The sequence below is a fragment of the Lutibacter aestuarii genome (assembly GCF_042676885.1).
Classification (GTDB): Bacteria; Bacteroidota; Bacteroidia; order Flavobacteriales; family Flavobacteriaceae; genus Lutibacter; species Lutibacter aestuarii.
Genome location: NZ_JBHTIC010000008.1, coordinates 69,624 through 96,405 on the forward strand (window position 1 = coordinate 69,624; position 26,782 = coordinate 96,405).

Annotated in this window: 18 protein-coding genes; 7 read left to right on the plus strand and 11 right to left on the minus strand. The window is 29.7% G+C overall.

What is annotated here, in order from left to right:
• Positions 1-27: 27 nt before the first annotated feature.
• The 4 genes from secA to ACFQZW_RS07890 form a co-directional block, all read right to left on the minus strand.
• A complete protein-coding gene (secA, locus tag ACFQZW_RS07875; protein ID WP_298262293.1) occupies positions 28-3,369 on the minus strand; it encodes a preprotein translocase subunit SecA in 3,342 nt (1,113 codons plus the stop codon).
• Between the two features lie 175 nt (positions 3,370-3,544).
• Positions 3,545-3,766 (minus strand): DUF2795 domain-containing protein, encoded by a 222-nt coding sequence (locus tag ACFQZW_RS07880; RefSeq protein ID WP_168815980.1) that lies wholly within the window; start codon positions 3,764-3,766, stop codon positions 3,545-3,547.
• An 89-nt stretch (positions 3,767-3,855) separates the two neighbouring features.
• Positions 3,856-4,431 carry a cob(I)yrinic acid a,c-diamide adenosyltransferase gene (locus tag ACFQZW_RS07885; protein WP_298262294.1) on the minus strand — a complete coding sequence of 192 codons (576 nt, stop codon included), beginning with the start codon at positions 4,429-4,431 and terminating at the stop codon, positions 3,856-3,858.
• Between the two features lie 25 nt (positions 4,432-4,456).
• A complete protein-coding gene (locus ACFQZW_RS07890; protein WP_298262295.1) occupies positions 4,457-5,233 on the minus strand; it encodes an O-methyltransferase in 777 nt (258 codons plus the stop codon).
• Positions 5,234-5,321: 88 nt separating this feature from the next.
• Here ACFQZW_RS07890 and ACFQZW_RS07895 point away from each other — a divergent pair, with 88 nt between their 5' ends.
• Together ACFQZW_RS07895 and ACFQZW_RS07900 are read left to right on the plus strand one after the other, a co-directional pair.
• On the plus strand, positions 5,322-6,101 hold the full coding sequence (locus ACFQZW_RS07895; protein ID WP_298262296.1) for a polysaccharide biosynthesis/export family protein: 780 nt from the start codon (positions 5,322-5,324) through the stop codon (positions 6,099-6,101).
• An 8-nt stretch (positions 6,102-6,109) separates the two neighbouring features.
• Positions 6,110-8,572 carry a GumC family protein gene (locus ACFQZW_RS07900; RefSeq protein WP_386782202.1) on the plus strand — a complete coding sequence of 821 codons (2,463 nt, stop codon included), beginning with the start codon at positions 6,110-6,112 and terminating at the stop codon, positions 8,570-8,572.
• An 18-nt stretch (positions 8,573-8,590) separates the two neighbouring features.
• On the opposite strand, the gene hutI is transcribed toward ACFQZW_RS07900, so the two are convergent.
• On the minus strand, positions 8,591-9,826 hold the full coding sequence (hutI, locus tag ACFQZW_RS07905; RefSeq protein WP_386782204.1) for an imidazolonepropionase: 1,236 nt from the start codon (positions 9,824-9,826) through the stop codon (positions 8,591-8,593).
• A gap of 155 nt (positions 9,827-9,981) precedes the next feature.
• On the opposite strand from hutI, the gene pta reads away from it, so the two are divergent.
• Both pta and ACFQZW_RS07915 read left to right on the plus strand, forming a co-directional pair.
• Positions 9,982-12,075, plus strand: coding sequence for a phosphate acetyltransferase (pta, locus tag ACFQZW_RS07910; protein ID WP_298262299.1), 2,094 nt, complete (start codon positions 9,982-9,984; stop codon positions 12,073-12,075).
• Entirely contained in the window at positions 12,076-13,260 is a 1,185-nt protein-coding gene (locus ACFQZW_RS07915) for an acetate/propionate family kinase (protein ID WP_386782207.1), read from the plus strand.
• Positions 13,261-13,331: 71 nt separating this feature from the next.
• On the opposite strand, the gene fumC is transcribed toward ACFQZW_RS07915, so the two are convergent.
• On the minus strand, positions 13,332-14,729 hold the full coding sequence (gene fumC, locus ACFQZW_RS07920) for a class II fumarate hydratase (protein WP_386782209.1): 1,398 nt from the start codon (positions 14,727-14,729) through the stop codon (positions 13,332-13,334).
• A gap of 245 nt (positions 14,730-14,974) precedes the next feature.
• On the opposite strand from fumC, the gene ACFQZW_RS07925 reads away from it, so the two are divergent.
• Positions 14,975-16,585 carry a fumarate hydratase gene (locus ACFQZW_RS07925; RefSeq protein WP_298262302.1) on the plus strand — a complete coding sequence of 537 codons (1,611 nt, stop codon included), beginning with the start codon at positions 14,975-14,977 and terminating at the stop codon, positions 16,583-16,585.
• A 94-nt stretch (positions 16,586-16,679) separates the two neighbouring features.
• Positions 16,680-16,844, plus strand: a complete 165-nt coding sequence (locus ACFQZW_RS07930) for a hypothetical protein (protein WP_298262303.1) — start codon at positions 16,680-16,682, stop codon at positions 16,842-16,844.
• A 58-nt stretch (positions 16,845-16,902) separates the two neighbouring features.
• Here the strand turns inward: ACFQZW_RS07930 and ACFQZW_RS07935 are convergent, their stop codons facing one another.
• From ACFQZW_RS07935 to prfB, 5 genes are all read right to left on the minus strand, one after another.
• Positions 16,903-19,362 carry a TonB-dependent receptor domain-containing protein gene (locus ACFQZW_RS07935; RefSeq protein ID WP_372801599.1) on the minus strand — a complete coding sequence of 820 codons (2,460 nt, stop codon included), beginning with the start codon at positions 19,360-19,362 and terminating at the stop codon, positions 16,903-16,905.
• Positions 19,363-19,581: 219 nt separating this feature from the next.
• The gene (gene arsC, locus ACFQZW_RS07940; RefSeq protein ID WP_298262305.1) at positions 19,582-19,920 is read right to left on the minus strand and encodes an arsenate reductase (glutaredoxin); all 339 of its coding nucleotides are present in this window, start codon (positions 19,918-19,920) and stop codon (positions 19,582-19,584) included.
• Positions 19,921-19,946: 26 nt separating this feature from the next.
• A complete protein-coding gene (locus ACFQZW_RS07945; protein ID WP_298262306.1) occupies positions 19,947-22,337 on the minus strand; it encodes an outer membrane beta-barrel family protein in 2,391 nt (796 codons plus the stop codon).
• Between the two features lie 162 nt (positions 22,338-22,499).
• Positions 22,500-23,123: an HAD family hydrolase gene (locus ACFQZW_RS07950; protein WP_298262307.1), complete on the minus strand. Its 624-nt coding sequence runs from the start codon at positions 23,121-23,123 to the stop codon at positions 22,500-22,502.
• Positions 23,120-24,226, minus strand: coding sequence for a peptide chain release factor 2 (gene prfB / locus ACFQZW_RS07955; protein WP_298262308.1), 1,107 nt, complete (start codon positions 24,224-24,226; stop codon positions 23,120-23,122). The genes ACFQZW_RS07950 and prfB overlap by 4 nt, the downstream gene beginning before the upstream one ends.
• A gap of 111 nt (positions 24,227-24,337) precedes the next feature.
• Between prfB and ACFQZW_RS07960 the strand changes: the two genes are divergently transcribed.
• Positions 24,338-26,767 (plus strand): zinc-dependent metalloprotease, encoded by a 2,430-nt coding sequence (locus ACFQZW_RS07960; protein WP_386782214.1) that lies wholly within the window; start codon positions 24,338-24,340, stop codon positions 26,765-26,767.
• Positions 26,768-26,782: the final 15 nt, after the last annotated feature.

The window sequence follows — 26,782 nt, forward strand, 5'->3', positions numbered from 1 at the left end:
AGGCTTTTTTTTATATTAAAATTATCCTTATTCTTCTTCAACCAACACCCATTCACCTTTTTGAATTAAAGGAATTGCTTGTTTGTATTTTAAAGATTTATTTTCACCACTCATAACATTTTTAATAGTCACTTTTTCATTTCTACCAATTTTACGTTCAGAACGAACAATAGTTTCAACTACTTGAGGTTGTTGAGTTTGATTGGTTTGTGTACCTTCAGTAGGACTTTGATAATCTTCTTTACTCAACTGTACTTTTTCACGTTTTTGTTCTCTAGCTTGTGAAACTTGACTTGCATCTTGAGAAGGTAATTCACCTTTAAATAAGAAGGATAAAACTTCTTTATTTACTTTATCAAGCATACCATTAAATAATTCAAAAGATTCAAACTTGTAAATTAATAATGGATCTTTCTGCTCATAGGTAGCATTTTGAACAGATTGTTTTAATTCATCCATTTGACGTAAATGATCTTTCCAAGTATCATCAATAATGGCAAGTGTAATATTTTTCTCAAAATCAGTAACCAATCCTTTTCCACCTGTTTCATAAGCTTCCTTTAAATTAGTTACTACTTTTAATTCTTTTGTTCCGTCAGTAAAAGGAACTACAATTCTTTCGTATTTATCACCTTGGTTTTCATAAACATCTTTAATAACAGGATAAGCAGCTTTGGCGCTTCGTTCTAATTTTTCTTTGTAATGTTTATACACTATGTCAAAAAGCTGATCTGTTAGTTCTTGTTCAGATAAAGTTTTAAACTCTTCTTCTGTAAAAGGAGAACTAGTTGAAGAAAAACGGATTAATTCGAATTCAAAGTTTTGAAAGTCGTTTGTTAATTTGTTTTCTCTTACCAATAAGTTACAAGTATCATAAACCATATTTACAATATCAACTTGCAAGCGATCTCCATACAATGCATGACGACGACGTTTATACACTACTTCACGTTGCGAGTTCATAACATCATCATATTCTAATAAACGTTTACGAACACCAAAGTTATTTTCTTCAACTTTACGTTGAGCACGTTCAATTGATTTACTTATCATAGAATGTTGGATAACTTCTCCTTCTTGTAAGCCCATCCTATCCATCATTTTGGCAATTCTTTCAGAACCAAATAAACGCATTAAGTTGTCTTCTAATGAAACGTAGAATTGAGAAGAGCCTGGATCTCCTTGACGACCTGCACGACCACGCAACTGACGGTCAACACGACGAGAATCATGACGCTCTGTACCAATAATAGCTAAACCTCCAGCGGCTTTAACTTCATCAGATAATTTAATATCTGTACCACGACCAGCCATATTGGTTGCAATAGTTACTACACCAGCATTACCAGCTTGAGCAACTATGTCTGCTTCTTTTTTATGTAATTTGGCATTTAATACGTTGTGTGGTATTTTTCTAATGGCAAGCATTCTACCTAATAATTCGGAAATTTCAACAGAAGTTGTACCTACTAAAACAGGGCGACCTTGATTCACTAAGTTTTCAATTTCTTCAATTACTGCATTGTACTTTTCACGTTTGGTTTTATAAACTAAATCTTCTTTATCATTACGTTGTAGCGGTAAATTTGTAGGAATTTCAACAACATCTAATTTGTAAATATCCCAAAATTCGCCAGCTTCTGTAATGGCAGTACCTGTCATACCTGAAAGTTTTCGGTACATTCTAAAGTAGTTTTGAAGTGTAACTGTGGCATAGGTTTGAGTTGCAGCTTCAATTTTTACATTTTCTTTGGCTTCAATTGCTTGATGTAATCCGTCTGAATAGCGTCGACCATCCATAATACGACCAGTTTGTTCATCAACAATTTTAATTTTATCATCCATAATTACATACTCCACATCTTTTTCAAACAGGGTGTATGCTTTTAATAGCTGGTTCATTGTGTGAATTCGTTCGCTTTTGATACTAAATTCACGATATAATTCGTCTTTTTTATTTGCAGTTTCTTCTGGTGAAAGATTACTGCTATCTATTTCACCAATTTCAGTACTTAAATCTGGAAGTACAAAAAAGTTTTCATCACCATCATCTCCAGATAAAAAGTTAATACCTTTATCAGTTAGCTCAATAGAGTTGTTTTTTTCATCAATAACAAAATATAATTCTTCATCAATTTTTGGCATTTCACGGTTATTATCTTGCATGTAGAAATTTTCCGTTTTCTGTAAAAGTTGTTTGATGCCTTCTTGACTTAAAAATTTTATTAAAGCTTTACTTTTTGGGAGACCTCTGTATACACGAAGTAATAAAAATCCGCCATCTTTAGTGTTACCTTCTTTAATTAATTTTTTTACTTCGGCTAAAACACCAGTTAAATAATTTCTTTGTATAGAAACAATTTTATCTACACTTGGCTTTAGTTCATTAAATTCGTGTCTATCTGCATTGGCTGTTGCACCCGAAATAATTAATGGTGTACGAGCATCATCAATTAATACTGAATCCACTTCATCAACAATGGCATAATTGTGTGGTCGTTGTACTAAATCGTTAGGCGAGTGCGCCATATTATCGCGTAAATAATCGAAACCAAATTCGTTATTTGTACCATACGTAATATCTGAATTATATGCCTTTCTTCTGGCATCAGAATTTGGTTGGTGATGATCAATACAATCAACACTTAAGCCATGAAATTCAAAAACAGGTCCCATCCAAGCGGCATCCCGTTTTGCTAAATAGTCATTAACGGTAACTACGTGAACACCTTTTCCAGTTAAAGCATTTAGATAAACAGGTAAAGTAGAAACCAATGTTTTACCTTCACCAGTCATCATTTCAGCAATTTTTCCTTGATGAAGTACAGAACCACCAATTAACTGAACATCATAATGAATCATATCCCAAGTAACTTCTTTTCCTTGAGCATTCCATTTATTTGCCCAAATAGCTTTTTCGTTGTCGAGTGTAATGTTTTCTCTAGTTGCAGAAAGTTCTCTGTCAAAAGGAGTTGCAGTAACGGTAATTGATTCATTTTCAGTAAAGCGTTTTGCCGTTTCTTTAATTACTGCAAAAGCTTCAGGCATTATTTCATTGAGTACTTTTTCAGAAGTTTCGTATGATTCATCTTCTAATTGATCAATTTCAGTATAAATTTCTTCTTTTCTATCAACATTTGCATCGTGTGCTTCATCTTGTAATGCTTTAATTTTAAGAGTTAAATCTTTTGTTGCATCATTTATTTTCTGCTTAAAATAATTTGTTTTATCTCTTAATTGATCGTTAGTTAAGTTTGCCATTTCACTTTCGAAAGTAGCAGCATTGGTAACTACAGGCTGAAGCAATTTCAAATCTTTCTTCTTTTTATCACCAACAAATACTTTAAGTACTGAATTTATAATACTCATAATTATTATTTCAAAATTTTATTATTGCCCTTTTTTAAAGGAGTTTTTTTGTTATTTTTTACTGTAAGCGAATTTAAAATATTTAAATTTTAATTGCCTTAAAATATGTTTAAATTTAAAGTTTAAAGCAAAAAAAAGTCTCAATTGAGACTTTTTTTGAAATTATAAATTATACCTAATATTCATCTTCATTCCAGAGATAATCTTCTTCGGAAGGGTAATCAGGCCATATTTCAAGAATTGATTCAAAATTCTCATCCTCATCTTCAATTTCTTGAAGATTTTCAACAACTTCTAATGGTGCTCCTGTTCTAATTGCATAATCAATCAATTCATCTTTTGTTGCCGGCCAAGGTGCATCTGCTAGATAGGATGCTAATTCTAATGTCCAATACATAATCTTTTTGTATTAAATTTTTTGCAAAAATAAATTTTTTAAACTAAGAAGCAAGTTATTTGTTGTTTTTTTTCACTTTTTGAAAGAACTTATTTTATTTTCTCAGGAATCCAACGTATTTCTTGAGCGTTATTATCCTTAGTCAATTTTCGTGCCAGTACAAAAAGAAAGTCAGAAAGTCTATTTAAATAAATTAAAATTTGTGTATCAACGGTGCTTTCATCACTAAGCTGAGCTACTATTCTTTCAGCTCTTCTACAAATACATCGGGCAATATGACAAAATGACACTGTGGTATGGCCACCTGGTAAAACAAAATGAGTCATTGGAGGTAATTCCTCATTCATATTATCTATTTCAACTTCTAATAATTGTACTGAATTGGTGTTAATTTGATGAATGTTTAAGCGTTCTTTTCCACTTTTTAAAACTTTCTTATCAGGAGGTGTTGCTAACATAGCACCTAAAGTAAAAAGCTCATTTTGAATTTTTATTAAAATATGTGAGGTATAATCGTCAATTTTTTGATCACGAATAAGCCCAATATATGAATTTAGTTCATCAACAGTTCCATAAGCTTCAATTCGTAAATGATATTTTGGGACTCTTGTTCCTCCAAATAATGAAGTTTGTCCTTTATCTCCAGTTTTTGTATATATTTTCATACGGTAAAAATAGTTAATATTTTAGTTACACTCTAATTGTAAAATGTTGTTTTTTTTGTTCTTTTCTAAAAAATACAAAACCCCAATAAAAAGTATTTATAGTAACTGTAACTTGTGGATGTTTAATAATTTCTTGCCAAGCTTGTTGCATTTCTTGTGACCAATTAATATCATCAAAAATAAATACAGAATTGTTGTGTATAGATTTTAGGCAAATTTTAAAGTAGTTAATGGTAGCTTCTTTTTGATGATTTCCATCAAAGTATATCATATCATACACATTATTTTTAATTGTTTTAGGTAAAGTGCTGTTAAAATTTCCTGTTATAAGCACAATATTTTGAAGGTTGAATTTTTGAAATAATTGTTCAGCAGCATTAGCTGTATTTTTACAACCTTCTAAAGTGGTAATATTTGCTTTAGGATTACCAATGCTTAAAGCAGAAGTACTCAACCCAACTGAAGTGCCAATTTCTAAAACATTTTGAATTTGAAAATACTCCACAATCCTAATTAATAGCAATGCTCTTTTTTGAGTAATTCCTGCCACTTTAGCAATATCAGCAATTTTTCGAACGTTATTTTTAAAAACCTTAGAGCCTTGTCCAAAATCAGTGACTTCAATTGCTTTTTTATTTTTAAAAAGTGATTGTTTAATTTTTTGAAATGCTATTGTTTTTTGTACACTTGTATTGGTATAAAAACATTGAGTAACTAAATGATAAACAAAAGGAGAATGCACTCCATGTTGATTAGTTGATGTTGTTAGAAATTTTAGATATGAAGTAAGTTTAAACCACATACAAGCTTATTTTAGTGCGAAAATAGTTTAAAAATTATTTTAATACGCTATTTAAAATTATATTTGCCTTAACCTCCATAAAATTTATATGAAGAAATTATTTTATTACATTTTAGTTTTAGGTTTACTTTCGTCTTGTGTTTCTACTAAAAGAACAACGTATTTTCAAGGCGAACCATTAAAAAAAACAGATATTTATAAGTTAAATAATGAACCTTATAGGTTACAGGTTAATGATATACTTCATATTGACCTTAAAGCAGAGAACCCTGAACTAGTTGCGCTGTTTAAAACCAGTGCTTCAGTAGGTAGTGGTTCAAATACAGGAGGAAATCTATATTTTAATGGATACACAGTTGATAGACATGGAAATATTAGAATACCGTACATTGGTGATTTAAATGTTTTAGGTTATACTGAAAAAGAAATTAGACAAAAAATTGAAATAGAATTACAAAAATTTTTAAAAAATACCGAATCGGTTTTTGTAACTGTTAAATTAGGAGGAATTAATTTTATTGTTACAGGTGAAGTAGGCTCTCCTGGGACTAAAAATTTACTACAAAACCAAGTTTCAATTGTAGATGCAATTGCGAACTCAGGAGAGATAACTTCTTATGGAAACAAACAAAACATTACCATAATTAGAAAAACATTAGATGGGGTAAAAAAATACAACGTAAACCTTACTGAAATAGAAGTTTTTGAATCTGAAAACTTTTATATAAAGCCAAATGATATTATTTATGTTGCACCATTAAAACAAAAATCTTGGGGGATAGGAACTACTGGATTTCAAACATTCTCTACAGTTGTTACCGTACTTTCATTTTTGGCAAGTACTGTTTTATTGGTTAAAAATTTATAATTTTAAATATGGATAATAAATTCAAATTTATTGAAAACCCAAGTGAACAAATTTCAAATATTAAAGATTATTTATTTAGAATTTTATACAATTGGAAATGGTTTGTTTTAACCATTGCTTTAGCCTTAGCCATAGCATATTATTTTAATATTTCTACAGAAAAAATTTATGGATTAAAAACTACAATTGTTGTAAAAGAAAAATCAAATCCGCTTTTTTCCTCAGGGACCAATATTGCATTCAATTGGGGAGGAGTTAGCGATAAGGTTGAATCTATTAGAAAAGCATTAATATCAAGATCTCATAATGAAAAAGTTGTAAGAAGATTGCAATTTTATGTTGATTATTTAAAAGAAGGTCGTTTCAGAAATGAAGATGTGTATGGAAAAACTCCTTTTGTGTTAAAATTGCAACCCAATCAATTTCAACTGCTGAATACCCTCATTAAAATTCAATTTATAGATAATGAAAAATTTACCTTAACGGTTGATTTTAATGAAGAAAACAATTACCGATTAATTAACTACACTAACGAAACAACCAAACCTTACACTTTTGAAAATGCTAAATTTTCAAAAACATATTTGGTAAATGAATATATAAACTTACCATTTTTAAAAGCTCAAATTGAACCAAAAGCTAGTAGTGTGAGTTCTTTGGCCGGACAATTTTATTATATTAAATTAAATTCCATTAACCAAGTCACTAGTTTATATCAAGGTGTAAGCGCAAAAGGTTTGGCAGGAACTTCGTTAATAGAACTTACTTTAACCGGAACCAATAAAAATAGAATAGTAGATTTTTTAAACAAAACAGTTGAAGTTTTAGCTGAAGATGAATTAGAACAAAAAACAAATTACGCCAGAAGCACCAAAGAATTTATAGATGCACAATTTAAAAACACTTCCGATAGTTTAAAACTGATTGAAGATAAAATAGGGAAATTTAAACAAGACAATTTAATATATCAATTATCTGCTGAAGGAAGCGAAATATTTTCACAAACCACAAGTTTAGATAAAATTCAGAAAAGTTTAATAGACCGTATTGAGTATTTTAATATTCTTGAAAACTATATAAAAACTCATACAAGTTATACCAATATACCAGCCCCAGCAATTATTAATATCGAAGATGGATCCATATCTGAAATGGTAGGTAAGTTGACAGAGTTGTCAATTAGAAAAGATAAATTAAAAGGTGAAGTCACAGAAAATCATCCATCATTAATACAAGTTAAAAAAGATGTTGAAACTACCAGAACTGTTTTATTAGAAAATTTAACTTCTTTAAAAGAAATTACTAGAGTTACCCTTGAAAATAGTAAAAGAAGACTAAGTAGTTATAACTACGAATTAAATAAACTTCCTAATAAAGAACAAAAATTATTAAATTATCAAAGAAAATATAGTTTAACAGAATCAAACTATGTTTTTCTTATGCAAAAGAGATATGAAGCCGAAATTGCAATAGCAGCAAGTGTTTCAGATATTTCTGTATTAGATACGGCTAAAGATACAGGACAAGGAGCAATTTTACCTAGAGTTTCATTTAATTATATGATTGCTTTACTGCTAGGTACCATTTTGCCATTATTTGTAATTATTGCTAAAGAAATTTTAGATACTAGAATACACACTACCGATGATATTGAACGAATTTCTCCAATTCCAATTCTTGGGGTTGTTGGTAGAAATACTGCAATTAATAATTTAGCAGTTTTTTTAAAACCTAAATCTACCGTTGCAGAATCTTTTAGAGCATTGCGCTCCAATATTCAGTTTTTATTTACAAGGTATGTTAAAGGAAAATCAAAAACTATTATTACAACTTCATCTGTAAGTGGTGAAGGTAAAACTTTTTTATCAATCAATTTAGCAACAGTTTTTGCTATGGGAGGTAAAAAAACAATATTGGTTGGTTTAGATTTAAGAAAGCCTAGAATTTTTGATGATTTTGAATTGTCAAATGAAGTGGGTGTAGTTAATTATTTGATTGGAGAAGTATCTGAAGATGAAATTATTAAAAAAACAAAAATTCCAAATTTAGATGTAATTACTTCAGGACCTGTACCTCCAAATCCTTCAGAATTGTTAATTTCAGAGGCAACAGAAGATTTGATTAATAGCCTAAAAGATAAATATGATTATATAATTTTAGATACCCCTCCAATTGGTTTAGTTAGTGATGCAGTAGAATTATTAAAATATGCAGATTCTACTATTTATGTAATTAGACAATTATACTCTCAAAAGGGAATGTTAAAGATGATTAATGAGAAGTACAGTAAAGAAGAAATTTCAAATATTAGTTTTGTTTTAAACGATTTTAAAATTAACTATAAATATGGTTATGGTTACGGATATGGCTATGGCTATGGCTACGGTTATGGAAAATATGCAAAAGGATACCATCAGATTGAAAATAAATCTTTTTTTAAAAAGATATTTAATTGGAAAAAGAATAAATAGAAAAGTTACTTAACTAATCTATATAAGCTTTCCATTAATATAAACCTTTTCTATATGGTTATTGCCAAAAGAATAAGGTAAAAAATAATAACTAGGTATTTCTTTTGTAATTATAAAATTGGCTTTTTTTCCTTTGCAAATACTTCCATGCGTTTTTTCTAGACCCATTGCGTATGCTGCATTAATGGTAGCTGCATTTATGGCTTCTTCTGGAGTCATTTTCATTTTAATACAGGCTGTGGAAACAACAAAATTCATATTTCCTGAAGGGGTAGAGCCAGGATTGTAATCTGTCGCTAAAGCTAATGGTAATCCAGCATCTATCATTTTTCTTGCAGGAGTGTATGGGATGCTTAAAAAGTAAGAACAAGATGGCAATGCTATTGGCATAGTGTTTGAGTTTTTTAGGGCTTCAATATCTTCAATTCTCATTTCCTCTAAATGATCTACAGAAAGAGCATTGAATTTTATCCCTGCTTGCACTCCGCCTATTGCTGTAAATTGATTTACATGAATTTTAGGTTTTAATCCATAGTTCGCTGCTGCTTGTAATAGTTTTTCAGTATCTTCAACACTAAAATAACCTGTTTCACAAAAAATATCAATAAATTCTGCCAAATGTTCTTGGGCTACAATTGGTAGAATTTCATGAATTACTTCATTTAAATACCCAACTTTATTGTTTTTATATTCTAAAGGTAGTGCGTGAGCGCCTAAAAAAGTCGCTTTAATGGTGATAGGGTAGACTTCATTTAATTTTTTTATAACTCTAAGCATTTTTAATTCTGCTTCCTTTGTTAAGCCGTACCCCGATTTAATTTCAACTGCCCCAGTACCTAACTTCATAACTTCCTCAACTCTTTTTGCAGATTGTTTGTAGAGCTCTTCTTCTGAAGTATTTTGTAATTTTTTAGCTGAATTTAAAATCCCTCCACCATTATTGGCAATCTCTTCATAAGTCAGTCCATTTATTCTGTCAACAAACTCTTGCTCTCTATTTCCAGCATAAACTATATGAGTATGGCTGTCGCACCAAGTAGGAAGTACAATTTTCCCAGTGGCATCAATCAGTTCATCAGAAGTTATTTCTGATAAATCTTTCATTTGACCAAAATCTATAATGCAATCATCGTTAATTAATAAAAAAGCATTTTTAATAGTTGGTAAAACCTTCATGTCTTTTCCAGCTACCATTTTTTTTGGTGTATTTTCAACTTGAAGTAGCTCTTTAATATTAATAATTAATGTGGTCATTTTTCTTTAAATTTATGAATTCAAAGATAGAAATATTTTAAAGAGAATTAAGATGATTTTTTAGAATGATATATGTGACAAATGTCACTAAAATTATACGCAATTTCTAAGGTATAAACAACGAATTAAAGTATCTTTGCAAAAAATTTAAAAAAATGAATAAAGCCATTTATATAGCAACGAGTGAAGCTAATAGCGGTAAATCAATTGTAACTTTAGGACTAATGAGAATGCTGTTAGGAAAAACACCTAAAGTTGGGTATTTTAGACCCATAATAGATGATGTAAAAAAAGGAAAAAAAGACAATCACATCAACACTATTATTACACACTTTGACTTAGATATTAAACCCAATGATGCCTATGCTTTTACGAGGACCGAGTTTATAAATAAGCGGAATAAAGGAAAAGATGGTGAAATTTTTGATACTATTATTGAAAAGTATAAGGCTTTAGAAGAAAAAAACGATTTTATGTTGGTTGAAGGTACCGATTTCTCTGGAGAAGGTACTGCTATTGAGTTAGATGCTAATATTTTAATTGCAAAAAATCTTGGAATACCTGCAATTATTGTTTCTAGCGGAATTGGTAAAACATTAGAGGAGTTTATTGGAGGATTGCACTTGGCATATGATTCTTTTGAAGATAAAGAAGTTGAGGTAGTTGCTGTTATTGCAAATAAAGTGCAAGAAAAGAACTTAGAAATTGTTAAAAGTGGTGTTAAAAAGAATTTACCTAAAGATATTTTGGTAAATGCTATTCCACTTATTCCATCATTAAATAATCCTACCATTAAAGAAATTGCAAAAGCAGTAGATGCTAAAGTTTTATTTGGTGAAGATCATATAAATAACCAAACCACTAGCTTTAAAGTAGGAGCAATGCAATTGCGTAATTACTTAACTCATTTAGAAGAAAATTGTTTAATTATAACTCCTGGAGATAGAGCAGATATAATTTTAGGTGCTTTACAAGCAAACATTTCTTCTAATTATCCATCAATGTCTGGTATAGTTCTTACAGGGGGTATCATTCCAGAAGAACCAATAGTTAAATTAATTGAAGGTTTGCCTCAAAAGCTTCCAATTCTATCTGTACAAGAAGGAACATTTGACGTTGCAAATAAAATTGGAGCAGTTCGCTCACATATGTACGCAGATAATAAAGAAAAAATTAATTTATCCTTAAATACGTTTGATAAGTATATTGAAATAGAAAAATTAAATGAAAAGTTAATAACATTTAAAGGAAACGGCATTACGCCTAGAATGTTCCAATACAACTTATTAAAAAGAGCTCGCAATATACGTAAGCATATAGTTTTACCTGAAGGGAATGATGATAGAATTATTACAGCCGCTGTTCGTTTAATTGAACAAGATATTGTTGATTTAACTATTTTAGGAAACAAAGATAAAATTGAAAATAAAATTCTTCGATTAGGTTTAAAATTAGATTTAAGCAAACTAAATATTATCAATCCAATTGAATCTGATTATTATGAAGATTTTACAAATACCTTATTTGATTTAAGAAAAAATAAAGGGTTAACCATTGATGTTGCAGCAGATTTAATGGGAGATGTTTCTTATTTTGGAACTATGATGGTTTATAAAGGTTTAGCGGATGGAATGGTTTCAGGAGCAGCTCATACTACACAGCACACTATTAGACCAGCTTTGCAGTTTATTAAAACTAAGCCCGGAGTTTCTGTAGTTTCTTCAATATTTTTTATGTGTTTAGATGATAGAGTTTCAGTATTTGGTGACTGTGCTATCAATCCTAATCCAACTGCAGAACAGTTAGCAGAAATAGCAATATCATCAGCAGATTCAAGTAAAAACTTTGGAATTGACCCTAAAATTGCCATGCTCTCTTACTCATCTGGAGCATCAGGAAAGGGTGAAGATGTGGACATAGTAAGAAAAGCAACGGAAATAGTGAAACAAACTAGACCAGATTTAAAAGTAGAAGGACCTATTCAATACGACGCAGCTGTAGATGCTTCTGTAGGTAAAAGTAAATTACCAGAATCGGAAGTTGCAGGTCAAGCAAATGTTTTAATTTTCCCAGACCTTAATACAGGGAACAATACCTACAAGGCTGTTCAAAGAGAAACAGGAGCATTAGCAATTGGACCAATGTTACAAGGTTTAAATAAGCCTGTAAACGATTTAAGTAGAGGTTGTACCATAGATGATATTTTTAATACGGTTATTTTAACAGCAATACAAGCACAAGGAATATAAATGAAAATTTTAGTAATTAATAGTGGCAGTTCTTCAATTAAATATCAATTATTTAATATGCCTCAAGAAGAAGTTATTTGTTCAGGTTTAGTAGAAAGAATTGGTTTAAATGACGCCGAAATTCATTATAAATCAAATAAAAATAAGATTGATGAAGTTGTAAATATTCCAACCCATAAAGTTGGTTTAGAAAAGGTTGTAAGTTTGTTGTTAGATGAAAAAGTAGGAGTTATTAAATCTACTTCAGAAATTGAGGCAGTAGGTCATAGAGTGGTTCATGGAGGTAGTACATTTTCTAATACTACAGTAGTTAACCAAAAGGTAAAAGATAAAATAAAAGCATTATTTTCATTAGCACCACAGCATAATCCGCCAAACTATGAAGGAATTTTAGTTGCAGAAACTATTTTTCCAAATGCAAAACAAATTGCAGTTTTTGATACTGCTTTTCACCAAAGTATTCCAATTGAAGCTTATAAATACGCTATGCCAAATAAATTTTTAAACGAAAAAAATATTCGTGTATATGGTTTCCACGGAACAAGTCATAAATATGTATCTGAAAAAGCAATAGCACATTTAAAACTTAAAAAATCTAATATTATTACCATCCATTTAGGAAATGGATGTAGTATGACCGCAGTTAAAAATGGAAAAAGCATAGATCATTCTCTAGGCTTTGGACCTGTTACGGGGCTTATTATGGGGAGTAGAAGTGGAGACATAGACCAAGCTATAATTTTTCATTTAGTAAATAATTTAGGGTATCAATTAGAAGAAGTAAAATCTATGCTACAAAACGAAAGTGGAATGTATGGGTTAACTGGATATAGTGATTTACGTGATATAGAATCTGAAGCTGAGAAAGGAAATAAAGAGTGTCAATTAGCTTTAGATATGAATGCTTATAGAATTAAAAAGTATATTGGTTCTTATGCAGCAATTATGAATGGATTGGATGCTATAGTTTTTACAGCTGGTATAGGTGAAAATTCTGACGTAATTAGAAAATTAGTTTGTACAAATATGACTTATTTAGGAATTGAATTAGATGAAGAGAAGAATAAAGTTAGAGCTAAAAAACTAACCGAAATTCATAAAGAAAATTCAAAAGTTAAAATATTAATTGTTCCTACGAATGAAGAAGTTGAAATAGCAAAACAGTCTTTTCAATTAATTAGTTAATAAAATAGATTATTTAAACAAAAAGCATTGAAGGTTTCAATGCTTTTTTTGTTTTAAAAATGAGCCAACAATTATTTTAAAGAGCCAATCATATCTTCAGGTTTAACCCAAGAATCATATTCTTCAGGAGTTACATATCCTAAACGAATAGCTTCTTCTTTTAAAGTAGTACCATTTTCGTGTGCTTTTGTTGCAATTTCAGCAGCTTTATAATACCCAATTTTAGGATTTAAAGCTGTAACTAGCATTAATGAATTATTTAAAAGTTCTTTAATTCTCTCATTATTTACTTTAATGCCTACAGCACAATTATCATTAAAGCTAACACAGGCATCACCCAATAAGCGAGCTGATTGTAAAAAATTAGCAGCCATCATTGGTTTAAAAACGTTCAATTCGTAATGTCCTTGAGTTCCACCAACAGTAATTGCTACATCATTACCCATAACTTGTGCACACACCATTGTTAAAGCTTCAGCTTGAGTAGGATTAACTTTACCTGGCATAATGGAACTTCCAGGTTCATTTGCAGGTATCAATAATTCACCAATTCCTGAACGGGGTCCTGAAGCCATCATTCTAATATCATTGGCAATTTTATTCAATGAAACTGCTAACTGTTTTAATGCTCCATGGCTTTCCACAATGGCATCATGTGAAGCCAAAGCTTCAAATTTATTTTCGGCAGTTATAAAAGGCAACCCTGTAAACTCAGCAATTTTTTTGGCGACTAAAACATGGTACCCTTTAGGTGTATTTAAACCAGTACCAACAGCCGTTCCTCCTAGAGCTAATTCGGCTAAATGTGGCAATGTGTTTTGTAATGCTTTTAATCCGTGGTTTAATTGTGAAACATAACCAGAAAATTCTTGCCCTAAAGTTAAAGGAGTGGCATCCATTAAATGTGTGCGACCAATTTTAATAATAGTTTTAAATTCTTCAGATTTTACTTGAAGCGTATCTCTTAATTTTTTTATGCTAGGAATTGTAACTTCTACTATCATTTTATAACAAGCAATATGCATTCCTGTAGGGAATGTGTCGTTACTTGATTGTGATTTATTCACGTCGTCATTTGGTTGAATATTTTTTATTCCTTTACCTATAACTTTTCCAGAAATTTCGTGTGCTCTGTTAGCAATTACTTCGTTACAATTCATATTGCTTTGTGTTCCTGAACCAGTTTGCCAAATTACGAGTGGAAATTGATCATCAAGTTTTCCATCTAATATTTCATCACAAACGGTAGAAATTACATCTCTTTTTTCTTTTGATAAAACACCTAATTCACAATTTGCATGTGCAGCAGCTTTTTTAAGGTAGGCAAAGCCATAGATTATTTCTATTGGCATAGAGCTTGAAGAACCTATTTTAAAATTATTTCTAGAACGTTCTGTTTGAGCTCCCCAGTATTTATTTGCAGGAACTTTAATTTCTCCCATCGTGTCTTTTTCAATTCTGTACTTCATGTTATATTTTTAGTTTAAATATAAGTATTAAATTAATAAATTGTATGTTTTGCTATTATGTGCAACCAAAAAACATTAAATGAACTTCCTATAGAGCATTTACTTAAAATTACTTTTTAAAATCGTCACATTTTTTAATTTTTTTTCATTTACAAAGAGGATTAATCGCCTTTTATATCAACTATTTTCTTCTTCCATCGTATATTTGTAAGAGTTAAAATGAATTTCAAAAAACATATAATAAGATGTCTGAATTTAAATATCAAAAACCTTTTCCTATTACAAAGGACACTACAAAATATAAGTTATTAACTAAAGATTATGTTTCAGTTATAGAGTTTGATGGGAGAAAAATTTTAAAAGTTGCACCAGAAGGTCTTGAACTGCTTTCTCAAACAGCATATCATGATGTTTCTTTTTATTTACGTGCCTCTCATTTAAAAAAATTAGAAGCTATTTTAAAAGATCCTGAAGCTACGGATAACGATCGTTTTGTTGCTTATACTATGCTGTTAAACCAAATGGTAGCAGCCTCTGGAGAGTTACCAACTTGCCAAGATACTGGAACTGCAATTTGTGTAGCTAAAAAAGGAGAAGATGTTTATACTGGTGTAAATGATGCTGAATACATTTCAAAGGGGGTTTACAATACGTATCAAACGGATAATCTGCGTTTTTCTCAAATTGTTCCTCAAACAATGTTAGAAGAAAAAAATTCAGGCAACAACCTTCCTGCTCAAATAGATATTTATGCAGAAACAGGAAATAAATACGAATTTTTATTTATTACCAAAGGAGGTGGTTCAGGAAATAAAACTTATTTATATCAGATGACAAAGTCATTGCTAACAGAAGAAAACCTAACCAATTTTGTGAAAAAACACATTATGGATTTAGGCACTTCCGCTTGCCCACCTTATCACTTAGCTTTTGTAATTGGAGGTACTTCTGCTGAAGCTAATTTGGCTACTGTAAAAAAGGCATCTGCTGGTTATTTAGATCATTTACCAACCAAAGGAAATGATGGCGGACAAGCCTTTCGAGATTTGGAATGGGAAGAAAAAATTACAAAAATTTGTCAAGAAAGTGGAGTAGGAGCTCAATTTGGCGGAAAATATTTTGTACATGATGTACGTGTCATTCGTTTACCACGCCATGCTGCATCGTGTCCTGTAGGGTTAGGGGTTAGTTGTAGCGCCGATCGTAATGTAAAAGCTAAAATTACTGGAGAAGGTATTTTTCTTGAAGAATTAGAGAAAAATCCAGGACAATTTTTACCAAAAGAAGCACCACATTTAGCAAACGCTATTGAGTTAGATTTAGATCAACCAATGGATAAAATTAGAGAAGAACTTTCAAAGCATCCAGTAAAAACACGTTTTAACCTACGAGGAACATTGATTGTAGCTCGTGATATGGCTCATGCTAAAATTAGTGAAATGTTAGCCAAAGGAGAAGAAATGCCAGAATATTTTAAAAACCATCCAATTTATTATGCTGGACCAGCTAAAACACCGAAAGGAATGGCTTCAGGTAGTTTTGGACCAACAACTGCAGGACGTATGGATCCATATGTTGATGCTTTCCAAAAAGTGGGTGGTAGTATGGTAATGGTTGCAAAAGGTAATCGCTCAAAGCAAGTTACAGATGCTTGTAAGGCGAATGGTGGTTTTTATCTTGGTTCCATTGGAGGACCGGCAGCAATTTTAGCTAAAAATAGTATTAAATCTGTTGAAGTTGTTGATTTTCCAGAATTAGGAATGGAAGCAGTTCGTAAAATTAGAATTGAAGATTTTCCAGCATTTTTATTAGTTGATGATAAGGGGAATGATTTTTTTGCAGAATTTAATTCATAAAATAAGAAAGGTCATTAAAAAAATAAAAAGTTGTTAGATTAATTAAAAATAAATTTTAATTTTGTAAAAAAGTTTAAAACAACATAAAACAGTTATGGATTTATCTCAATTTTCAGGTTTCTTAGTTTTCTTAACAATCTTCACTATGGGGTTTTGGTTAATGATTTTCTTATTAACTTTTGTAATCCCTTATTGGTTAGTGGGGTATTTTAGAGAAACTTGGAAATATAGAAAAGAAGAAAAAGCAGCAAAAAAATAATACTTTATTTTATATAAATAAAAAAAGGGACAATTTATAAATTGTCCCTTTTTTGTTTTTATGCTTTAAACATTTCTTCTTCACCACCACCATCGTAATTATTTTGAGGTCTTTCACGTTTTTTCTTTTGATTGAATCTATACGTAAAATTTAACAATATTTGTCGTTCTCTCCATTGAAATTCTCCTATAGATTCTGTGGTTGGAGAATAGCTTGTAGATTTTCTTTTTCGAGTGTTAAATAAATCGCTTACATTAAGAGAAATAGTTCCTTTCTCTTTAAAAATATCTTTACTGAAAGCTAGGTTAACACTTAACATTCCTTCTCTTTTGGATTGTGCTCCTTCAGATGGTCCCATATAAAATCCAGTTGTTTGCCAATCTATTTCTCCTGGTAAAGTAACTCTAGATACCATTCTAGTGAACCAACTAACATCATCAGAATCATAGCTAATATTATTAAATTCACCGTCAGTAACAGATTTAAAAAAGTTAAAACTATTGTTAAGTCTCCACCATTTAAAAGGATTATAGTTTGTAGTAAATTCAAAACCATACCTATCTTGTGAGCTTAAATTTATAGGACTTCTTATAATAACTTTTATATGATTTGGGTTTTGAGCATCAGGATTTGTAATTACATTTCCTTCTTTGTCTCTCCATTCATCAACTTGAGCCATTTCTATATTATTTATTGCATGTTGATAGTAAATAGAAGAATTGAAAGTAAATTTATCCCATCTTTTTAGAAACCCTAAATCAAAAGAATTAGTGTATGTTGGGTCAAGATTAATATTTCCAGTTCTAATGTACGTTTCACTGGTTCTTGATTCAAAAGGATTTAAAAACCAGCTTCTTGGTCTTCTTAACCTTCTGCTATATCCTAAAGTTAAACTCTCAGAATCATTAAATTCTAGCCCTAAGTTTACTGTTGGGAAAAATTCTGTGAATTTTTTATTGAAAACTTCATTGGTTTGAAGTAAATTTATTTTTCTATCTGTAGTTTCCATTCTAATACCTAATAGATAAGAAAATTTATCAATTTTTTTACCGTATTGAGTATATAAAGCATAAATATCTTGTTCGAAGTTTAATGTGTTAGAAAAATTAGTATTGTTATAAAACTCATTGGTTTCTTCGTTAAAGCTTTCAACTAAATAATCGGTATTTAAATCATTTAAATCAGCCTTAAAGCCAAACTCAAATTGAGCGTCTTTTCCAAGAGGTAACACGTAATCGGCTTTAATTAACATATCTTTTGATTCTTCATCGGTAAAATTTCTTTCAGGATTAAAATCTTTGATGTAAGCATTACTATTCTCTACACTTTTTCCATATTGAAAATCTAAAATTAATTTATGTCCATCGTTTTTAAAATTTTGTGTAAAATTTAAAGAATATTCAGTGGTTTCATCATTTTCTTTTTCGGTTTCAATACGTTCAAAAGTTTCAATTAAATCTTTATTTGAGTTAAATAAATTGCTAAAATTTGTTGATACATCATCTCCATCAGATTTTCTGTAGAGAACCGTTCCAGTAATTGAAGCTTTATCTGTTAAAAAATATTCAACACCAAATCTAGTGTTAAAACGATTATTTTCTCTATCGTATGTTCTTTTTTCGTTTCTGTAATTTAAGATTTCTCCAGCATCATCAAAATAGGTGGTATTATTTTTAGAATTACCAGGAGCATTTCTGTAATTATAGCCAGTACTTGTAAAGTAATTAGCCTTGTTTGTACGGTAATTTAAATTTACAGAGCCACCAAAATTATCTGGAATACCAGCAGTTGCTGTTAAAGAACCATTAAATCCTTGCGCCTTTCCTTTACGTAAAACGATATTTAAAATTCCAGCAGTACCTTCAGCTTCATATCTAGCTGACGGACTGGTAATAACTTCTACTTTTTCAATGGCATCTGCTGGCAATTGGCGTAAAGCATCAGTACCGCTTAAACCTACTAATCCAGAAGGTTTACCATTTACCAATATTCTAACATTTTCATTACCTCGTAAGCTCACATTACCTTCAACATCAACAGAAACAGATGGAACGTTATCTAAAACGTCTGAAGCAGTACCACCTTTAACTGTCATGTCTTTACCTACATTGTATATTTTTTTATCTAAACGAATTTCAACAGTACTTTTTTCTGCAATAACTTCTACTTCATTTAAGGTTTCTGCATCAACTTCAAGAGAAATGACACCTAAATCTGTAGCGCCAGATACTTTGATGTTGTTAAAATTCTTAGTTTTAAATGAAATAAATTCAATAGATATGTTATATACTCCTCTTGAAACTTGAATTTCAAACTCTCCTTTACTATCAGTTATTGCTCCCGTAATAATTTTATTATCTAGGGTTTTAACTACAATTGTTGCGTATTCTAGAGCTTGTTTGGTTTCGTTATCAATTACTTTTCCTGTTAAAGTTACTTTATCATTCAAAGTAGAAACATTCGCATTTATTGAAAAAGTGACTAAACAAAATAATATAATAATTGTTAAATTTCTCATTAATCTTTTTTTAGTTAATTACACTACAAATATAGTTTAGGAACGTATAATTTAGTGTTAACTAGTGTTAATGATTGTTTAGTAAATAATGTTAATAGTTAAATAATAAACTAGTATTATTTTAATATAAGTGGTTGATAATAAGTATTTTGAATGTTTTAAAAATTTGATTTTAGTGTTAATTTTTATTAAAAATGAGTGTTAAAAAAAACTTAAATTTTAGAGGATAGTTTTTATGATTTCTGGTGGGCGTCCAATTACAGCTTTACCGTTATTAATTACTATTGGTCTTTCAATTAATTTTGGATTTTCAACCATTGCAGTTATAATATCATCGTCAGATAGTTCTTTTCCTTTATAATTTTCTTTCCAAATGGATTCATTTTTTCTAACTAAATCTATAGGAGATATGTTTAAAAGATTTAAAATATTTTGCAATTCTTCTTTAGAGATAGATGATTCTAAATATTTTATAATTTCAAATTCGAAATTAGAGTTTTCTAAGATAGTAAGTCCTTGGCGACTTTTACTGCAACGAGGATTGTGATAAATTTTCATACGTTAAATTTTAACAAAAATAATAATTAAAAATTGGGTTTAAGATCTTTTTTATTAAAATCAATTTGCCTGTCTTTTTTACTTTGATTAAATCTGTAAGTAAATGAAAATAAGATAGTTCTATATTTATTTTTAATTAAGCTTTTAGAAAAGTAGTTGGTATTAAACCTGTTTCTATCTATTTCATTTGATAAAAATAAATCATCAACTCTTAAGCTAAAAGAGGCATCATTATTAAATAAATCTTTATTAATAGCTGCGCTTGCATAGGTATATGCTTTTCTTGTTGAATAGGAGCCTTCAGAAATTAGATGGTGTTTGGCATTTATTTGAAAATTAAAAACTTTTGGTATTTTTATTTGTGTTAATAAACTAAAAGAACCATCAATACTAGCTTTATTATAGTCTAATATAATAATTTCGTTAGCGGCATTGATAGTTTTAAATGTTCCTGTTTGATCAAAATTTACAAGATTAAAATTAGCAGTAAAATTTAAAAATTGATTAGGTTTGTACATGGTGTTTAAGTTAACACCATAATAATCTACTTTACCTAAATTAATAGGTGTAGTGATAACTTTTTTAATAGTATTAATTTGTTCACCAGTTTCATAAGTAACCTCTTGCCAATATCCTTTAAATTTTTGATAAAAGAGTGATGGTGCAAATGTAATTTTAGTTCCATAGTATGTGTATGATAAATTTGCAGCATCAATATAGATAGGTTTTAAGGCAGGATTTCCAATATAGGAAGAAGTTTCACTGTATTTTTGTTCGTAAGGTTGTAAACTAGAATAGCCTGGAGTAGCTAATTTTCTTGACAAGCTTAAGCTTAAACTCTTGAAATCACTTAGGCTATACTCAAAATAGGCAGAGGGTAAAATTTCGTTATAATTATTTTTTTGAACCTCATTTAAAGTCAAATAGTTTGCCTTTAATTCCATAAACTCTGTTCGTAGCCCTAGCCCATAATAGAATTTTTCACTTTCATTTTCAAATTCTATAAAAGCTGCAGTTACATTTTCAGTATAGTTAATATTATTAATTTCTAGTCCACTTATATATTTAAAAGGAATTTTATAATAATTTCCTTTGACTCCTAAAGTATAAGTAGAAGTTTTATTTACAGGACTCACATACTTAACTTCAAAAGAGTTATTTGTAAGTTTGTTTTTTTCCTTATTATATTCGTTTGTAAAATTAGGGTTGGTATTTTCAATGGAGTTAATAACATTGTCAATATCCTTAGTATGTGAGATGTATGCTGTTAAACTTTTTCCTTCCTTTTTAAAATTATGGGTAAAATCTGAAATAAATTCAATCATTTCATTAGTTAACTTTCCATTATGATTTCTATCATTAGATTCTATAAAATTATAAGTGTTATCAAAAATCTCAGAATTGGTTAATGTGTTACTTTTATTGATTACTTTCTGATAATTAATGCTTGTAGTTAAGGTGCTTCTTTTAGATAAGTAAAAATCAGTACCTATAGTTCCATACAAAGCTTCTCTTTTGTTATTAAACTCACTTCCTTCATTTAAAAATGAAATGGTATTATTATTTTCAAAATATTCGCTTTCTAAAAACGAATTTTTAATAGGGTTACTTTTGTTATACGATGAGTTTATGAAGAAGTTAATTTTTTCATCTTTATTATTTAATGTAAACAATCCTCCTGAATAATCTTTGTGACCAGCCGTTGCCGTAAGTGATGCGTTTAAACCTTGGTCTTTACCTTTTTTTAAAATAATATTTATAACACTTAATGCGGAAGAACTGTATTGAGCACCTGGATTAGTAATTACTTCAATATTTTCAATTGCGCCAGCAGGTAATGATTTTAAGGCATCAACTCCAGACATTGAAGATGTTCTTCCATTTATCATTACTTGAACATGACTTTGACCTTGTACGGTAATATTTCCGTTGGAATCTACTGAAACTGAAGGAATATTATTTAATACATCTGTAGCAACGCCGCTACTAGAAACAATATCTTTCGCTACATGAAAAACAATTTTATTAGGTTTAAATTCTACAGCTTTTTTTTCTGCAACGATTTCAACTTCTTTTAAAAATTCAGTATCAAGCTCTAATAAAATGGTACCTAAATTAAAATCTTTGGTGATGTTTGAAATGTTTAATTTTTTTGTTTTGTAAGAAATATATTCAACAGTAGCATTATATGTTCCTTCTTCTACGTCAATGGAAAAATTACCACGAGAGTTTGTGATAGCTCCATATTTAATTACATTAGAATTTAGATTTTTAAAAATTATTGACGCAAGTTCGATAGGAATTTTAGATTCTGCATCTATAATTTTTCCTGATATTGAATATGTTTTGGGGTTGTTGTTTTGACTAATACTTAAAAATGGGGTTAGTATAATTAGTAATAGTAAAATTCTTTTCATATAATTCTATTTAATTTATCATAACAATTTTTCAGAATCGTTTTAATAACGATTGCTTAACTTTTTCATAATTTCAAAAATACAAATTATTATGAATAATTAACAGTTTATGTTAAATATTTTGCTGTTTATTAGCTTTTTAAAAGATAAATTTAGAGAAGTCTAAAAGTTTAAGCTAAATTTATTTAATTTATTTGAAAGCTGTGTAGGATTTTCTAAATGAATTCCAGTTATATTGAGTTTTTCTGCTGCCTTAATATTATCTAAATTATCATCAATAAATAATGTTTTTTTTGGGTTTATTTGATATCTATTTAAAATAATATTGTAAATTTTTAAGTATGGTTTTCTCGTTTTTTCTTTACCTGAAACTACGACACCATCAAAATCATAAAAAAAAGGAAATAAGTTTAAAGCCATATCCCATTTTTCAGCACTCCAATTAGTTAAGGCATAAATTTTATAGTTACCGCTTATTTTTAGTTTTTTAAAAATTTCAACATTTTCTTTAATTGCTCCTGAAAACATATGATGCCAATGGTTGTAGTATAATTTAATCCATTTTTCATATTCTGGAAATTCAGTAACTTTAAGTTTAACAGCTTCTTCAATGGTTCTGCCTGCATCTTGTTCCATATTCCATTGTGGGGTACAAATGGTGTTTAAAAACCATTGCACTTTTTCTTCATTGTAATTAAAAACTTTACGGTAAACATACTCAGGTTTCCAGTCGACTAAAACACCACCTAAATCAAAAATAATTGTGTCAAATTCTTTTTTTATCATAGTTCTGTACTAGTATCTTTTTGTCCTTGTTGCATTAAATATGCTTTAATAAAACCATCTAAATCACCATTCATAACAGCATCTACATTGCCAGTTTCGAAATTGGTTCTTACATCTTTAACTAATTTGTATGGATGCATTACGTAATTTCTAATTTGCGAACCAAAATCAATTTTCATTTTATTAGCTTCAATCTCATTGCGTTTTTCACGTTGCTTTTGAAGTTCAATTTCATACAATTGCGATTTTAATAATTGTAAGGCTTTGGTTTTATTTTCTAGTTGAGATCTAGTTTCGGAATTTTCAATCATAATACCAGATGGCTTATGGCGTAATCGAACAGCAGTTTCAACCTTATTTACATTTTGACCACCAGCACCACTTGCTCTCATAGTTTCCCAAGTTATTTCTGATGGATTTATATCAATTTCTATACTATCATCAGCTAACGGGTATACATATACAGAAGCAAAAGAAGTATGGCGCTTTGCATTACTATCAAATGGAGAAATACGAACTAAGCGGTGTACACCATTTTCGCCTTTTAAATATCCAAAAGCATATTCACCATCAATTTCTAATGTTACTGTTTTTATTCCAGCAACATCACCCTCTTGAAAGTTTAATTCTTTAATTTTATAACCTTGTTTTTCACTCCACATCATATACATACGCATTAACATTTGAGCCCAATCACAACTTTCAGTACCACCTGCACCTGCTGTTATTTGGAGCACAGCACTTAAATTATCACCCTCATCAGAAAGCATATTTTTAAACTCTAAACTTTCTACTAAATGTAAAGTTGTATTGTATAATTTTTCAACATCATCTTCAGAAGCTTCTCCTTCGGAAAAGAATTCAAATAAAATAGAAATTTCTTCTAAATTAGTGGTTATGGTGTTAAAATCTTCTACCCATTTTTTTTTGGAACGAAGGTCTTTCATTAAAAGTTCTGCTTCTTTTGGGTTATTCCAAAAATTTGGATTTGCAGCTTTCTCTTCTTCATTTATTACTTCAATTATTTTCTTGTCAATATCAAGGTAAGTTTTTAACTTGCTAATTCGTTCTTGTAATTTATTTAGTTGTTCGTTTGAAATCATATCCGTGTTTAAGTAATACAAAAATAATCTTTCATTTTTAAACAATGAAAATTAATTTTAAGACTAAATTTATTAGATGGATCATTAATCTACTAATTAAAAATCTATTTTATGAAACATTTTATTTATGTATTTATTTTTTTTCTATCTCAGCAAATAGTTGCACAAGGTTTTCAAAAAGCAAAAGAATTGGAGCAATTTAAAGGTTATTTTAATTTTTATTACGATGCTTCTACTGACAGAATTTTTATTGAAGTAAACAATTTAAATGAAGAATTTTTGTATGTAAATTCTTTGGCAGCTGGTATAGGATCTAACGATATAGGTATAGATAGAGGCCAGTTAGGGAATACAGCTGTGGTAAAATTTATAAAGGCAGGAAATAAATTATTATTAATACAACCTAACCAAAATTACAGAGCTGTTAGTAATAATATTGAAGAAAAAAAATCAGTTGAAGAAGCTTTTGCTCAATCTGTTTTATTTGGATTTCCTATTGAAGAAAAAAATAAAGAAAGCTATTTAATAGATGCATCCAAGTTTTTTTTACGAGATGCACATAATGTTGCAGGAAAACTTCAAAATGCTAAGCAAGGAAACTATAAATTAGATTTAAGTAAAAGTGCTTTTTTTATGGAACGCACAAAGGCATTTCCTAAAAATGTTGAATTTGAGGCTATCTTGACTTTTGAAGGTGATGCAAAAGGAAAATTTATTAGAAGTGTAACTCCAAATTCATCTTTTGTTACCGTTCGCCAACATCATTCATTTATTGAATTGCCGGATGATAATTACAAAATGAGAAAATTTGATCCACGTTCTGGAGCTATAGGTTTTTCATATTTAGATTATGCAACTCCTATTGAAGAACCAATTAAAAAACGTTTTATAATTCGACATAGATTAGAAAAAAAAGACCCAGGTGCTACTATTAGTGAAGCAAAAGAACCAATTGTTTATTATTTAGATAGGGGAGCACCTGAGCCCATTAAATCAGCACTTTTAGAAGGTGGAAGTTGGTGGAATGAAGCATTTGAAGCTGCAGGTTATAAAAATGCATTTCAGTTTAAAGTATTGCCTGAAGGAGCAGATCCTTTAGATATTAGATATAATGTTGTGCAATGGGTACATAGAAGTACAAGGGGCTGGTCTTATGGTGCAAGTATTGTAGACCCACGAACTGGTGAAATTTTAAAAGGCCATGTTAGTTTAGGTTCATTAAGAATACGTCAGGATTATTTAATAGCACAAGCACTATTAGGTGTTTCTGAAAAAACGGGTGATGAAAACCCATTGTTGCAATTGGCTTTAGCAAGAATTAGACAGCTTTCTGCACATGAAATTGGACATACTTTAGGCTTTACTCACAATTTTGCTGCAAGTTATAATAATAGGTCTTCGGTAATGGATTATCCACACCCTTATGTGAAATTAATCAATAATAAAATTGATGTATCTAAAGCTTATGAAAAAGGAATTGGTGATTGGGATAAAGTAACTGTTGCATATTCTTATCAAGATTTTCCTAAAAATGTGAATGAGGAAGATGCCTTAAATATTATTATTGAAAGTTCGATTAAAAGAGGAATGAAATTTATCGCAGATTCTGATGCTCGTGCTCAAGGTGGGGCTCATATATATGCACATTTATGGGATAATGGTACAAACCCTGCAAAAGAACTAGATAGAATTTTGAAAGTGAGAGAAGCAGCTATTAATAATTTTTCAGTTAAAAACATAAATAAAAATCAGCCATATTCAGTTTTAGAAGATGTTTTTGTTCCGTTATATTTTTTTCATAGATATCAGGTTGAAGCAACTTCAAAATTAATCGGAGGTTTGGATTATTCATATGCTCTAAAAGGTGATAATCAAACTATTGTAAAACCTATAGATGCTTTAATTGAAAAAGAAGCATTACAAAGCTTATTGAATGCTATTAGAGTTGAAAAGTTGAAAATTCCAATAAATTTATTAGAATTATTTCCGCCTAGAGCTTATAACTATAATAGAAGTAGGGAGTCTTTTGGTTCAAAAAATGGTGTTGCTTTTGACGCTTTAAATGCGGCTTCAACAGCTTCAGAATTAGTGTTGGATTTATTGTTTAATTCACAAAGAGCTTCAAGAATGATACAGCAGAAAGCACTTTTTAAAAACCAACTGGGCTTAAATGAAATGATTGATATAGTGGTTGAGTCAACTTTTAAAAAGCACTATAAAAGCACCTATGAAAACGAAATTCAACAAAGTATAAATGCTGTTGTACTTCAAAATTTATTGGAATTATGTAGCAATAGTAACGCAACTTTTCAAGTAAAATCTATTACCTTAGCTAAGGTAAAGGAATTGAAAAATTGGTTTTATCAGAATAGGAATAAAAAGACTAAAGAAGATAGTTTAACTCGTATGTATGAAGAAGGCTATATTGAATTGATTAACAATTTTTTAGCTAATCCTAAACAATTTGAAAAAAAGAATTCACCTAAAATTCCTGATGGTTCGCCTATTGGAAGTGTAAGTTGTAATTTTGGACATTTATAAAATAATTTAATTTAA

What these genes read in the sequence shown, in the direction of transcription:
- prfB (WP_298262308.1), bottom strand. Translation starts at nt 24,226, where the DNA reads ATGATTTCAAACGAACAACTAAATAAATTACAAGAACGAATTAGCAAG.
- fumC (WP_386782209.1), bottom strand. Translation starts at nt 14,729, where the DNA reads ATGAAGTACAGAATTGAAAAAGACACGATGGGAGAAATTAAAGTTCCT.
- ACFQZW_RS07885 (WP_298262294.1), bottom strand. Translation starts at nt 4,431, where the DNA reads ATGAAAATATATACAAAAACTGGAGATAAAGGACAAACTTCATTATTT.
- ACFQZW_RS07930 (WP_298262303.1), top strand. Translation starts at nt 16,680, where the DNA reads ATGGATTTATCTCAATTTTCAGGTTTCTTAGTTTTCTTAACAATCTTC.
- hutI (WP_386782204.1), bottom strand. Translation starts at nt 9,826, where the DNA reads ATGACCACATTAATTATTAATATTAAAGAGCTACTTCAAGTTGAAAAT.
- arsC (WP_298262305.1), bottom strand. Translation starts at nt 19,920, where the DNA reads ATGAAAATTTATCACAATCCTCGTTGCAGTAAAAGTCGCCAAGGACTT.
- ACFQZW_RS07895 (WP_298262296.1), top strand. Translation starts at nt 5,322, where the DNA reads ATGAAGAAATTATTTTATTACATTTTAGTTTTAGGTTTACTTTCGTCT.
- ACFQZW_RS07935 (WP_372801599.1), bottom strand. Translation starts at nt 19,362, where the DNA reads ATGAGAAATTTAACAATTATTATATTATTTTGTTTAGTCACTTTTTCA.
- ACFQZW_RS07890 (WP_298262295.1), bottom strand. Translation starts at nt 5,233, where the DNA reads ATGTGGTTTAAACTTACTTCATATCTAAAATTTCTAACAACATCAACT.
- ACFQZW_RS07945 (WP_298262306.1), bottom strand. Translation starts at nt 22,337, where the DNA reads ATGAAAAGAATTTTACTATTACTAATTATACTAACCCCATTTTTAAGT.
- secA (WP_298262293.1), bottom strand. Translation starts at nt 3,369, where the DNA reads ATGAGTATTATAAATTCAGTACTTAAAGTATTTGTTGGTGATAAAAAG.
- ACFQZW_RS07900 (WP_386782202.1), top strand. Translation starts at nt 6,110, where the DNA reads ATGGATAATAAATTCAAATTTATTGAAAACCCAAGTGAACAAATTTCA.
- ACFQZW_RS07915 (WP_386782207.1), top strand. Translation starts at nt 12,076, where the DNA reads ATGAAAATTTTAGTAATTAATAGTGGCAGTTCTTCAATTAAATATCAA.
- ACFQZW_RS07950 (WP_298262307.1), bottom strand. Translation starts at nt 23,123, where the DNA reads ATGATAAAAAAAGAATTTGACACAATTATTTTTGATTTAGGTGGTGTT.
- ACFQZW_RS07925 (WP_298262302.1), top strand. Translation starts at nt 14,975, where the DNA reads ATGTCTGAATTTAAATATCAAAAACCTTTTCCTATTACAAAGGACACT.
- pta (WP_298262299.1), top strand. Translation starts at nt 9,982, where the DNA reads ATGAATAAAGCCATTTATATAGCAACGAGTGAAGCTAATAGCGGTAAA.
- ACFQZW_RS07880 (WP_168815980.1), bottom strand. Translation starts at nt 3,766, where the DNA reads ATGTATTGGACATTAGAATTAGCATCCTATCTAGCAGATGCACCTTGG.
- ACFQZW_RS07960 (WP_386782214.1), top strand. Translation starts at nt 24,338, where the DNA reads ATGAAACATTTTATTTATGTATTTATTTTTTTTCTATCTCAGCAAATA.